Source organism: Pseudomonas sp. MF5691, from assembly GCF_016405645.1.
Classification (GTDB): domain Bacteria; phylum Pseudomonadota; class Gammaproteobacteria; order Pseudomonadales; family Pseudomonadaceae; genus Aquipseudomonas; species Aquipseudomonas shahriarae.
Genome location: NZ_JAEKDC010000003.1, coordinates 134,370 through 146,958, shown reverse-complemented (window position 1 = coordinate 146,958; position 12,589 = coordinate 134,370). Strand labels below are relative to the sequence as shown.

Annotated in this window: 10 protein-coding genes; 9 read left to right on the top strand and 1 reads right to left on the bottom strand. The window is 61.2% G+C overall.

Annotated features, from left to right (window positions below):
• The first annotated feature begins 104 nt into the window (after positions 1-104).
• The 9 genes from JFT44_RS06025 (at position 105) to JFT44_RS05985 (ending at position 11,218) form a co-directional block, all read left to right on the top strand.
• On the top strand, positions 105-1,595 hold the full coding sequence (locus JFT44_RS06025) for an aldehyde dehydrogenase family protein (protein ID WP_057958169.1): 1,491 nt from the start codon (positions 105-107) through the stop codon (positions 1,593-1,595).
• A gap of 144 nt (positions 1,596-1,739) precedes the next feature.
• A complete protein-coding gene (locus JFT44_RS06020; protein WP_057958170.1) occupies positions 1,740-3,023 on the top strand; it encodes an FAD-binding oxidoreductase in 1,284 nt (427 codons plus the stop codon).
• Positions 3,024-3,412: 389 nt separating this feature from the next.
• Positions 3,413-4,549, top strand: a complete 1,137-nt coding sequence (locus JFT44_RS06015) for a branched-chain amino acid ABC transporter substrate-binding protein (protein WP_057437446.1) — start codon at positions 3,413-3,415, stop codon at positions 4,547-4,549.
• 222 nt (positions 4,550-4,771) lie between these two features.
• A complete protein-coding gene (locus JFT44_RS06010; RefSeq protein ID WP_057437447.1) occupies positions 4,772-5,686 on the top strand; it encodes a branched-chain amino acid ABC transporter permease in 915 nt (304 codons plus the stop codon).
• 2 nt (positions 5,687-5,688) lie between these two features.
• Positions 5,689-6,966 (top strand): high-affinity branched-chain amino acid ABC transporter permease LivM, encoded by a 1,278-nt coding sequence (gene livM / locus JFT44_RS06005; protein WP_057958171.1) that lies wholly within the window; start codon positions 5,689-5,691, stop codon positions 6,964-6,966.
• A complete protein-coding gene (locus JFT44_RS06000) occupies positions 6,963-7,838 on the top strand; it encodes an ABC transporter ATP-binding protein (RefSeq protein WP_057958172.1) in 876 nt (291 codons plus the stop codon). The genes livM and JFT44_RS06000 overlap by 4 nt, the downstream gene beginning before the upstream one ends.
• Positions 7,835-8,551: an ABC transporter ATP-binding protein gene (locus tag JFT44_RS05995; protein ID WP_057437450.1), complete on the top strand. Its 717-nt coding sequence runs from the start codon at positions 7,835-7,837 to the stop codon at positions 8,549-8,551. The genes JFT44_RS06000 and JFT44_RS05995 overlap by 4 nt, the downstream gene beginning before the upstream one ends.
• Positions 8,552-9,351: 800 nt before the next feature.
• Positions 9,352-10,116, top strand: coding sequence for an SDR family oxidoreductase (locus JFT44_RS05990; RefSeq protein WP_198830443.1), 765 nt, complete (start codon positions 9,352-9,354; stop codon positions 10,114-10,116).
• A 196-nt stretch (positions 10,117-10,312) separates the two neighbouring features.
• Positions 10,313-11,218, top strand: coding sequence for a cation diffusion facilitator family transporter (locus JFT44_RS05985; protein WP_057437459.1), 906 nt, complete (start codon positions 10,313-10,315; stop codon positions 11,216-11,218).
• A 120-nt stretch (positions 11,219-11,338) separates the two neighbouring features.
• Here the strand turns inward: JFT44_RS05985 and JFT44_RS05980 are convergent, their stop codons facing one another.
• Complete coding sequence (locus JFT44_RS05980) at positions 11,339-12,460, bottom strand: AGE family epimerase/isomerase (RefSeq protein ID WP_115127270.1); 1,122 nt, start codon at positions 12,458-12,460, stop codon at positions 11,339-11,341.
• Between the last annotated feature and the right edge of the window lie 129 nt (positions 12,461-12,589).

Sequence of the window (12,589 nt, the reverse complement as noted above, 5' to 3'; positions counted from 1 at the left end):
TAATCGTCGTTTGTTGGCAAGTCCTGGGCCAGCTACAAATAAGGCCTGGATCGTCGTGCGGGCCACGGCGCAATTTTTCTGTTGGTGGATTGAAGGAGTGACCCATGGTTGCCGCATTGCTTGATCGTCTCGGTGTAGACCCGGCGTTGTACCAGGCGGGGAAGCAGCCTGTGCATTCACCTATAGATGGCAGCCGCATCGCCAGTGTGCACTGGGAAGGGGCGGCCGAGGTCGAGCAGCAGGTCAGTCGCGCCGAGCATGCATTCGACGCCTGGCGCAAGGTGCCGGCGCCTCGTCGCGGTGAGCTGGTGCGCCAGTTCGGCGACCTGCTGCGTGAGTACAAGGCCGACCTGGGCGAACTGGTGTCCTGGGAAGCCGGCAAGATCACCCAGGAAGGCCTGGGTGAAGTGCAGGAAATGATCGACATCTGCGACTTCGCCGTGGGCCTGTCGCGTCAGCTGTACGGCTTGACCATCGCCTCCGAGCGCCCTGGCCACCATATGCGTGAAACCTGGCACCCGTTGGGCGTGGTGGGTGTGATCAGCGCCTTCAACTTCCCGGTGGCGGTGTGGGCGTGGAACACGGCGCTGGCGCTGGTGTGCGGCAACGCGGTGATCTGGAAACCCTCGGAAAAGACCCCACTCACCGCCCTGGCCTGTCAGGCACTGTTTGAACGTGTCGCGAAAAACTTCAGCGACGCGCCGCCGTATCTCTGCCAGGTGGTCATCGGCGGGCGCGATGCCGGCGCCGCCCTGGTGGACGACCCGCGTGTGGCGCTGATCAGCGCCACCGGCAGCACGCGCATGGGCCGCGAAGTGGCGCCGAAAGTCGCCGCACGGTTTGCTCGCAGCATTCTGGAACTGGGCGGCAACAACGCGATGATCCTCGGTCCCAGCGCCGACCTGGACATGGCCGTGCGTGCCATCCTGTTCAGTGCGGTCGGTACCGCAGGCCAGCGCTGCACCAGCCTGCGCCGGCTGATCGCCCACGAGTCGGTGAAGGACGAAATCGTCACGCGCCTCAAGGCCGCCTATTCCAAGGTGCGCATCGGTCACCCGCTGCAAGGCAACCTGGTCGGCCCGCTGATCGACAAACACAGCTTTGAAAACATGCAGGACGCCCTGGAGCAGGCCTTGAGCGAAGGCGGCAAGGTGTTTGGCGGCAAGCGTCAGTTGCAGGACCAGTTCCCCAACGCTTACTACGTGTCGCCGGCCATCGTCGAAATGCCCGAGCAGAGCGATGTGGTGTGCAGTGAAACCTTCGCGCCGATTCTGTATGTGGTCGGCTACAAGGACTTCAGCGAGGCATTGCGCCTGAATAACGCGGTGCCGCAGGGCTTGTCGTCGTGCATCTTCACCACCGATGTGCGCGAGGCCGAGCAGTTCATGTCGGCAGTGGGCAGTGATTGTGGGATCGCCAACGTCAATATCGGCCCGAGTGGCGCGGAGATCGGCGGCGCGTTTGGCGGCGAGAAAGAGACCGGTGGCGGGCGTGAGTCGGGTTCGGACGCGTGGCGCGGGTATATGCGCCGGCAGACCAACACCGTGAACTATTCGCTGGAACTGCCGTTGGCCCAGGGCATTACCTTCGACTGAATCAGGTGCGGTCAATGTGGGAGCTGGTTTGCCGGCGATAGCGGTATTGGATTCACCATCGTCATCGCCGGCAAGCCAGCTCCCACAGCCGATTGGGTTCGCAATTCAGAATAAGCGTTGTTGGTTAGATCCCGGAGTCTGGCAATGCCATTACGCGAAGCGTGTTTGTGGGAACAACTGACCCCTGGCCGGCCGGATCGCGCCGCCCTCAAGGGTGAGGTCAAGGTGGATGTGTGCGTGATCGGCGCCGGTATCACCGGTTTGTCGGCGGCCATTCACCTGCTGGAGCAAGGCAAAAGTGTCTGCGTGCTGGAGGCCCATCGCACCGGCCATGGCGGTTCGGGGCGCAACGTGGGGCTGGTCAACGCCGGGATGTGGATTCCTCCGGACGAGATCGAGGCCGGTTTCGGCACGGCGGTGGGCAGCCAGCTCAACCGCATGCTCGGTGCGGCACCGTCCCTGGTGTTCAGCCTGATCGACAAATACAACATTGATTGCCAGCTGCGCCGCGAGGGCACGTTGCACATGGCGCACAACGCCCGTGGCGAAGCGGACCTGCGTAGCCGCGAGGAGCAGTGGAAGCGCCGTGGTGCACCGGTCGAACTGTTGACGGGGGCCGCGTGCGAGGAGGCCACCGGCACCCGAAAGATCGCCGCCGCCTTGCTCGACCGGCGTGCCGGTACCTTGAACCCGATGGCCTACACCAGCGGCCTGGCCCATACAGCCGTGGGCCTGGGTGGGCAATTGTTCGATCATTCCTCGGTGACCCAACTGGAGCGCCAGGGGCAGCACTGGTCTGTGCAAACTGCCCAGGGCGCGGTGCAGGCTGCACAAGTGGTGATCGCCTCCAACGCCTACACCGAAGGTGAATGGACCGAGCTGCGGCGCAACTTTTTCCCCGGTTATTACTATCAGGTAGCCTCCGCGCCGTTGACCGATGCCGCCGCGCAACAAATCCTGCCGGGTGGCCAGGGTTCCTGGGATACCCGTCAGGTGCTGAGCAGTATCCGGCGTGATGCCGACGGGCGTCTGTTGCTGGGCAGCCTGGGCAACGGTAACCAGAAGCCCGCCTGGTTCCTCAAGGCCTGGGCCGACCGTGTGCAGCAGCACTATTTCCCGTACCTCAAGGCGGTGGACTGGGAATACACCTGGACCGGCTGTATCGCCTTTACCCCGGACCATCTGATGCGGCTGTTCGAGCCCGCGCCCGGGTTGGTGGCCGTCACTGGCTACAACGGGCGTGGCGTGACCACCGGGACGGTGGTGGGTAAGGCATTTGCCGACTACCTGTGTCACCAGGATCCCCAGGCTCTGCCGATTCCGTTTGCACCGATGCAGCCTCTGGCCGGGGTGGGCCTGCGCAGTTGCCTGTATGAAGCCGGGTTTTCGTTGTATCACGCCGGCCAATGCCTGCGAATTGTCATCTGATCAGCGAAATACCGCCCAAAAGCCGGCGTTTTCTTAGCCGGCTACTAATCTGTATTGGTGCGAGTCGTAGCAGTGACGCACTGTAAATGTGCACTTCCGTTACGCGCGTGGTTACAGATGTCCGAAGGGGCGCTTGATGGCTGGCTGACATCAGTCCAATCGGCGGGTTTCACTCTTTCGGGCCTTTGGTTGCACCTCTGCGTTCCAGAGGGTTGCACGTCCCGGCAAAAAGGCACCGAAACGCCTGTAATAACAATGACACCGTGTCTTTTTGAAATATAAAAACGCAATGGCACGCCGCTTGCTCTCAGCTTTCCGGTGAAGGTTTCAAGTGAAAGTTTGAAGTGAAATTGCAGTGCCCATTCAACAAAAAACTCGGAGCACCACTCATGTCCCAGACGTTTTACAAGAAAGGTTTCCTGGCCCTCGCGGTAGCTGCCGCGCTGGGTGTTTCTACGTTTGTTCAAGCTGATGTGAAGATTGGCGTGGCGGGGCCGATGACGGGCGCCAACGCAGCCTTCGGTGAGCAGTACATGAAAGGTGCCCAGGCGGCAGCCGATGTGATCAACAAGGCGGGCGGGATCAACGGCGAACAGATCAAGCTGGTGGCCGGTGACGATGCGTGCGAACCCAAGCAGGCCGTGGCCGTGGCCAACCGCCTGGCCGACCAGGACAAAGTGATCGGCGTGGTCGGCCACTTCTGCTCGTCCAACACCATTCCAGCCTCCGAGGTGTACGACGAAGCGGGCATCATCGCTATCACTCCAGGCTCCACCAACCCACAAGTGACCGAGCGTGGCCTGGCGGCCATGTTCCGTATGTGCGGGCGTGACGACCAGCAAGGCATCGTGGCCGGCGACTACATCGTCGACGTGCTCAAGGGCAAGAAAGTCGCGGTCATCAACGACAAGGACACCTACGGCAAAGGCCTGGCCGATGCCACCGCCGCCCAGTTGACCAAGCGCGGCGTCAAGCCGGTGCTGGAAGAAGGCCTGACCCGTGGCGAAAAAGACTTCAGCGCCCTGGTCACCAAGATCCGCTCGCTGGGTGCCGACGTTGTGTACTTCGGCGGCCTGCACCCGGAAGCCGGTCCACTGGTACGCCAGATCCGTGAAGCCGGCCTCAACGACGTCAAGTTCATGTCCGACGACGGTGTCGTGACCGACGAACTGGTGGCGACCGCCGGTGGTGCGCAGTACGTCAATGGCGTCTACATGACCTTCGGCGCCGACCCGCGCCTGCTGCCAGACAGCAAGGCCGTGGTGGAAGAGTTCCGCAAAAATGGCACCGAGCCTGAAGGCTACACCCTGTACGCCTACGCCTCGATCCAGGCCCTGGCCGCCGGCTTCAACGGCGCCAAGTCCAACAAGGGCGAAGATGCAGCCAAGTGGCTCAAGGCCAACCCGGTGCAAACCGTGATGGGCAAGAAAGAATGGGATACCAAGGGTGACCTGAAAGTCTCCGACTACGTGGTGTACCAGTGGGATAAGGACGGCAAATACCACCAGTTGGAAAAGCAGAAGTAATCAACCAGCCACCACCGACCCCTTGTGGGAATCGGGCTTGCCCGCGATGACGGACTGACAGCCAGCACCTGTGTTGAATGTGAGACCGCTATCGCCGGCAAGCCAGCTCCCACACTGGATCGCGGTTGCCCGGGTCATTGCGTCCGGCACCAGATCTGTCTTTTCCTCCAGAAGGACCGCACACCCCACGGTGTGCAGGTTCTCACCGCGTGAGATTGCGTTATGGATGGTATTTTCCTGCAGCAACTGGTCAACGGTCTGACCCTCGGGTCGGTCTATGGCCTGATCGCCATCGGCTACACAATGGTCTATGGCATCATTGGCATGATCAACTTCGCCCACGGCGAGGTTTATATGATTTCCGCTTACCTCGCGGCGATCAGTCTGGCACTGCTGGCTTACTTCGGCCTCGAATCCTTCCCGCTGCTCATTCTTGGCACCCTGGTGTTCACCGTTGTCGTCACGGGCGTCTACGGTTGGGTCATCGAGCGTGTCGCCTACAAACCGTTGCGTAACTCCACGCGCCTGGCCCCGCTGATCAGCGCCATCGGGATTTCGCTGATCCTGCAGAACTACGCGCAGATCGCCCAGGGCGCCAAGCAACAAGGCATTCCCACCCTGCTGGCCGGCGCCTGGCGCGTCGATATCGGCACCGGGTTCGTCCAGTTGACCTACACCAAGGTGTTTATCCTGGTCGCAGCCTTTGCCGGTATGGCGCTGCTGACCTACATCATCAAGTACACCAAGCTCGGCCGCATGTGCCGTGCGACCCAGCAAGACCGCAAGATGGCCTCGATCCTGGGGATCAACACCGACCGCGTGATTTCCTACGTGTTTGTCATCGGTGCCGCCATGGCGGCCCTGGCCGGTGTGCTGATTACCCTGAACTACGGCACGTTCGACTTCTATGCCGGCTTTATCATCGGCATCAAGGCATTTACCGCAGCGGTACTCGGCGGCATCGGCTCCCTGCCTGGGGCGATGCTGGGCGGGATCATCCTGGGGATTTCCGAGTCGCTGTTCTCGGGGTTGATCAACTCTGACTACAAAGACGTGTTCAGTTTCTCCCTGCTGGTGGTGATTCTGATTTTCCGTCCCCAGGGCCTGCTTGGTCGCCCTCTCGTGGCGAAGGTGTAAACATGTCTGCTGCCAAATCTATTGATATCAAGAAAAGTGTGGTCGATGCGGTCCTCGCCGGGCTGATTTCCCTGATCGTGTTCGGCCCTATCGTCGGCGTGGTCCTGGACGGCTACAGCTTCAACCTGGAGCCGGCCCGCGTGGGCTTGCTGGTCGCCATCGTCATGGCCGGGCGGCTGGTCATGAGCCTGTTCCTGCAAACGCCCAAGGGCTTGAAGATCCTCCAGGGTTTTGAAAGCTCGGGCTCCGGGGTGCATGTGCTGGCGCCGGACTACAAGTCGCGGCTGCGCTGGATCATCCCGGCGCTGATCGTGATCGCCATTGTCTTTCCGTTTTTTGCCAACAAATACCTGCTGACCGTGGTGATCCTCGGGCTGATCTACGTGTTGCTGGGCCTGGGCCTGAACATCGTGGTGGGCCTGGCCGGGTTGCTCGACCTGGGTTACGTGGCTTTCTACGCCATCGGCGCCTATGGCCTGGCCCTGGGGTACCAATACCTCGGGCTGGGGTTCTGGACGGTGTTGCCGCTGGCGGCCATTGCGGCCGCGTTGGCGGGGTGCATACTCGGCTTCCCGGTGTTACGAATGCACGGTGACTACCTGGCCATCGTGACCCTGGGTTTCGGTGAAATCATCCGCCTGGTGCTCAACAACTGGCTGTCGTTTACCGGCGGGCCGAACGGTATGCCGGTGCCATCGCCGACCTTCCTCGGCCTGGAGTTCGGCCGCCGCGCCAAAGAAGGCGGGGTGCCGTTCCATGAGTTCTTCGGCATCGCCTACAACCCCAACGTGAAATTTCTGTTCATTTACATCGTGCTGTTCCTGGTGGTGCTGGCCGTGCTGTACATCAAGCACCGCCTGACCCGCATGCCAGTGGGTCGCGCCTGGGAAGCCCTGCGTGAAGATGAGATCGCTTGCCGCTCCATGGGCCTGAACCATGTGCTGGTCAAACTCTCGGCCTTCACCATCGGCGCCTCCACGGCCGGTCTGGCCGGGGTGTTCTTTGCCAGCTACCAGGGCTTCGTCAACCCGTCTTCGTTCACCTTCTTCGAGTCGGCATTGATCCTCGCCATCGTGGTACTGGGCGGCATGGGCTCGACGGTGGGCGTGGTGATTGCCGCGTTCGTGCTGACCGTGGCGCCTGAACTGCTGCGTAGCTTCTCCGAGTACCGTGTGCTGCTGTTTGGCGTGTTGATGGTGGTGATGATGATCTGGCGACCGCGTGGCCTGATCCGGATCAGCCGTAGCGGCGTGACACCACGCAAGGGGGTAGCGCCATGAGCAAGGAAGTGGTCCTCAACGTGGAACACCTGATGATGCACTTCGGTGGCATCAAGGCCTTGAGCGATGTGAGCCTCAAGGTCGAACGCAACTCGATCTTCTCCCTGATCGGCCCCAACGGCGCTGGCAAGACCACGGTGTTCAACTGCCTGACCGGCTTCTATACAGCCAGCGGCGGCAAGATCGAACTCAATATCCGTGGCAAACAGACCAACGTGATCCAGTTGCTCGGCGAACGCTTCAAGCCCACCGACTTCGTGTCGCCCAAGAGTTTTTTCAGCCGGGTGTACTACAAGATGTTCGGCGGCACCCACCTGGTGAACCGTGCCGGCCTGGCGCGTACGTTCCAGAACATTCGCCTGTTCAAGGAAATGTCGGTGGTGGAAAACCTGCTGGTGGCCCAGCACATGTGGGTCAACCGCAACATGCTGGCGGGCATTCTCAACACCAAGGGCTACCGCAAGGCAGAAAGCGATGCACTGGACCACGCCTTCTACTGGCTGGAAGTGGTGGACCTGGTGGACTGTGCCAACCGCCTGGCCGGCGAGCTTTCCTACGGTCAGCAGCGCCGCCTGGAAATCGCCCGTGCCATGTGCACCCGGCCGCAGATCATCTGCCTGGACGAACCGGCAGCGGGCCTCAACCCCCAGGAAACCGAAGCCCTCAGCGCGATGATTCGCCTGCTGCGCGACGAACACGACCTCACAGTGGTGCTGATTGAACACGACATGGGCATGGTGATGAGTATTTCCGACCACATCGTGGTGCTGGACCACGGCAACGTCATCGCCGAGGGCGGGCCGGAAGCGATCCGTAACGACCCGAAAGTGATTGCGGCCTACCTGGGCGCCGATGAAGAGGAGTTGGTATGAGTACGCCTATCCTCGAAATGAAGGACCTGGACGTGTTTTACGGCCCGATCCAGGCCCTGAAAAAAGTCTCGCTGCACATCGACGAAGGTGAGACGGTGAGCCTGATCGGCTCCAACGGCGCGGGCAAGTCCACGCTGCTGATGTCGATCTTCGGCCAGCCGCGCGCCGAGTCCGGGCAGATCCTCTACCAGGGCGTGGACATCACCCACAAGTCGTCCCACTACATCGCCTCCAACGGCATCGCCCAGTCCCCGGAAGGGCGGCGGGTGTTCCCGGACATGACCGTCGAGGAAAACCTGCTGATGGGCACCATCCCCATTGGCGACAAGCACGCCAGCGAAGATATGCAGCGCATGTTCGAGCTGTTTCCACGGCTCAAGGAGCGGCGTAACCAGCGGGCGATGACCATGTCCGGTGGCGAACAGCAAATGCTCGCCATTGCCCGGGCATTGATGAGCCGACCCAAGCTGTTGCTGCTCGATGAGCCGAGCCTGGGGCTGGCGCCGATTGTGGTGAAGCAGATCTTCGCCACCTTGCGCGAGCTGGCCGCCACCGGGATGACCATCTTCCTGGTGGAGCAGAACGCCAACCATGCGTTGCGCCTGTCTGACCGGGCGTATGTGATGGTCAACGGCGAAATCCGTTTGACCGGCACCGGCAAGGAGTTGCTGGTGAACGAGGAAGTGCGCAACGCCTACCTCGGCGGGCACTAACCCGGCCTGATCGCTCCCACGCTCTGCGTGGGAGCGCATCCTGTGACGCTCCGCGTCACGCTTTGGGACGCAGAGCGTCCTTGGCGGCATTCCCACGCGAAGCGTGGGAATGATCAGCGGGCGCCTGCATTTTTCGGTCGTCCACAGGCCCTCCGGCAAATTGTGGAAAACAAATCCACACACCTCCTCAAGCGCGACATATAGCCGCCGCAAATCCCTGTTTTGTCACACAAATGACTTGTCCCCATCCACTGTGGAACCGGCTGTGGGTAACATGGGAGTAGCTGGCTGCAAGCCTTTATCTACGAGGCCTGTAGCGCTATGGTTGTTTTTTGATCAGGGGCTTTTTTGTGGAGTGTCGCAGGTTTTGTCAACCTGTTCATAGACACAGGTATATGACCGAAACATGACCTTCAAGCCTGTGGATAAGTCTGTGGTTAAACTCTGGAAAGACTGGTGTAGAGGCCGGATTTACTGGCCTGGAGCCATGCATCCCGACTCATCCTCCCGCAGGGGCCTACATATGGCCCGCCCAAGGTCAAGCAAAAAACTTTTTGAATCGCCCTGAAAGCCTTGTACATAGGGGCCTGGAGGGTTTTGTACTTGCCCCCAAAGACTGTGGGCGCAGCTGTGGATAACCTGCGCGCATATGGCTGCAGGCCACGGTTTACAAGGCTTTACCTGGGGTGGTTAAAAAGTGATCAGGTGTGCATGAAGTTATGTGCATAGCGGTTGCCGCAACGGCGGCGTAAGGGCATTCTGCTGGCTGATTTTTTCCCGATGCCCGCAAGGAGAACACCATGTCCAACACGCTGTTTATTACTGGCGCAACTTCAGGTTTCGGCGAAGCCTGTGCCCGTCGCTTTGCCGAGGCTGGCTGGAAACTGGTGCTCACCGGTCGGCGCGCCGAGCGCTTGAATGTCCTGGTCGAAGAGCTTTCCAAGCAGACCGAGGTGCATGGCCTGGTGGTGGACGTGCGTGATCGCAAGGGCATGGAGGAGGCAATTGCCAACCTGCCGCCATCGTTCAGCAAACTGCGTGGGCTGATCAACAATGCCGGCCTGGCCGTGGGCACCGACCCGGCGCCCAAGTGCAGCCTCGACGATTGGGAAACCATGGTCGACACCAACATCAAGGGCCTGCTGACCACTACCAGCCTGCTGCTGCCGCGCCTGATCGCCCATGGTCGTGGCGCCGGGATCATCAACCTGGGCTCCATCGCCGGTAACTACCCGTACCCGGGCAGCCACGTGTATGGCGGCTCCAAGGCGTTCGTCAAACAGTTCTCCCTGAACCTGCGCTGCGACCTGCAAGGCACCGGCGTACGCGTGACCAACATCGAGCCGGGCCTGTGCGAGAGCGAGTTCTCCCTGGTGCGCTTCGGCGGTGACCAGGCGCGTTACGACGCCACCTATGCGGGCGCCGAGCCGATCCAGCCGCAAGATATTGCCGACACCATCTTCTGGGTGATGAACACCCCGGCGCATGTGAACATCAACCGCCTGGAGCTGATGCCGGTCAGCCAGACCTGGGCTGGGTTTGCGATTGAGCGTGGGGCTAAATAAGGCTTAGCACCGCGCCGCCTGCAGCGCGGGCAAGTCGAATCGTCGCAGCGCGGCTCCCTCTTCTGAAATGCAATCAAATGGGGGAGCCGGGGTTGCCGGCGAAGGCGGCAAATCGGCCAAAAGGCGACATAAGGTACACTCCACTCCTGAAAACCCCACCGCAACCAGCGGTTTAAAGGTTTTGACAGGAGGATATGTGAGTAACCGAGGTGAGCAGGCACTGCTCAAACAATCGACCATCCTGATGTTCGCCGTGGCGATCGCCGGGATTGTCACGGGTGTGATATCAGGCGCCCAATCCATTTTATTCGATGGCTTTTTCTCGCTGATCGCGACCTTTATCAAGGTGCTGATGCTGATCACGGCCAAGCTGATCGCCAAGAAAAGCAATGACCGCTTCCAGTTCGGCTACTGGCACCTGGAACCCATGGTGCTGCTGATCGAGGGCAGTTTCCTGCTGTTGATCGCCATCTACGCGTTTCTCAACGGGGTGTTCGGCATTATCAATGGCGGGCGCGAGATCGAGTTGGGGCTGGTGATCATCTACGCCGCGGTGTTTACCGTGGTCGAGTTCGCCTACTTCTTCTATGTGCGCCACCGCAACCGCAAGCTGCAGTCGTCGCTGATCCAGTTCGACAATATCAGTTGGCTGGTGGACGCGATGCTCTCCGTGGGCCTGCTGGTGAGCTTCCTGGCCGCGTTGTTGCTCAAGTCCCAGGGCTACGGCGAGTGGGCGGTGTATGTCGACCCCTTGATCCTGATCCTGCTGGCCCTGAGCATGCTGGCGCCGGCCTTGAAGATCCTGCGCCCGGCCTTGCGCGACGTGCTGGGGATTGCCCCGGACCAGTTGGACGACAAGGTGCGCGAAGTGATGGATGCGGCCCAGGCCCGGCATGGTTTCGAGGATTACGTGTCCTACGTGCAGAAACACGGGCGGGCGCGGTTTATCGAGATCCATGTGGTGTTGCCGGCCGATTACCCGGTGGATAAGGTTGCGACGCTCGACGGGCTACGTGAAGAGATATCCACAGGGCTGGGCGCGCCGGACAAGGCGCGGTGGCTGACGATCAGTTTTACTGGGGATCGCAAGTGGATTGCGTGATCGGCCGTTAGACCGAGGTGAGGCTCTGGCAGGCAAGCCAGCTCCCACATTCGACTGCGTTCCAACGATGGAAACCGTTCAAGTGTGGGAGCTGGCTTGCCTGCGATGGGGCCGGGAAAATCAGCCGAGAAACTCGCTCAACCCCTGATAGCAGGTAGCCAAATGGTAAGGCGTAGTCGACGGCATATCCCGCCGGCTCACCTCACCCTTGGCATCCAGGCACTCATTCCAGCCCCTGGCATGCAGGAAATGCTGCTGCAACGCCAGCAACTGGCGCTCCAGCACCGCCGCGCTGCCCGGGCGCAAGGTCAGTGCCCGCAGGTACTCGGCCTGGGCCCAGATGCGCTGGGTGGCGTCACGCACGCTGCCGTCCAGCGCCAACATGCCGCTGACGGCGCCAGTGAGGTTATCCACACCGGTTTGCTCGGCATAGGCAAATGCCCGGCTCAGCGAGGCATGCAGCGCAGTGCCGCGCAGCAGGGGCGAGGACTCCAGCAGGAAGAACCATTCAAACTGATGCCCCGGCTCGAACCAGTTATCCACAGCGCCCAGGGGTTTCTCCATCATCACGCCATGCTGGCGCTCGATAAAGCGCTGCTGCATGGCCGTCGCCAGTGCCAGCAGGGCCTGTTGCACTGCCGCGTCTTCACGCACCGCGAGGGTGGCGAGGAAGCCTTCAGCCAGGTGCATCAGCGGGTTCTGTAGCGGGCCGGACTTGAGGGACGACCAGTTACGCTCCAGGACCGCCTCATACAGGCCGTCGCCCGTGGCAAAGCGCTCGGCGACTACTTCCAGGGCGGCATTGAGCACCGACTCCACCAACGGCTCGCGGACCTTGGCCCAGTAATGGGCGCAGGCGAAGATGATAAACGCGTGGGTGTAGAGGTCTTTGCGCTGGTCCAGCGGATTGCCGTGGGGGTCGATGCTGTAGAACCAGCCGCCGTGCTCGGCGTCATGGAAGTGCCGTTGCAGCGAGCGAAACAACGCCGCAGCGCGCTCTTGCGCAAACTCTTTGCCTGGCTCGCCGATCAGGCTGGCAAACACATACAACTGCCGGGCACAGGCCATGGCGCGGTAGCGTTGCGGGGGCAAGGGGCGATGGTCGGCGTCCAGCGCCTCATAGGGCAACGCCAGCTCGGCATTCCAGCCCGGACCCTGCCAGAGCGGCACGATCAGGTCGTTGAAGTGCGTGAGCACGGCGTTCAATTGAGGCTTGTGGGCGGAGCTTGGAGCGATGGGCATCGGCTGGCGTCGTCACGGCAGGGGTGTTTGCCGCGCATGGTAGCAGGCTTGAGAACAGTGGTGTCTGTGCGAGCGCTATCGCGGGCAAGCCCGCTCCCCATTTTTGAGTTGTGAACCCCTTCAAATGTG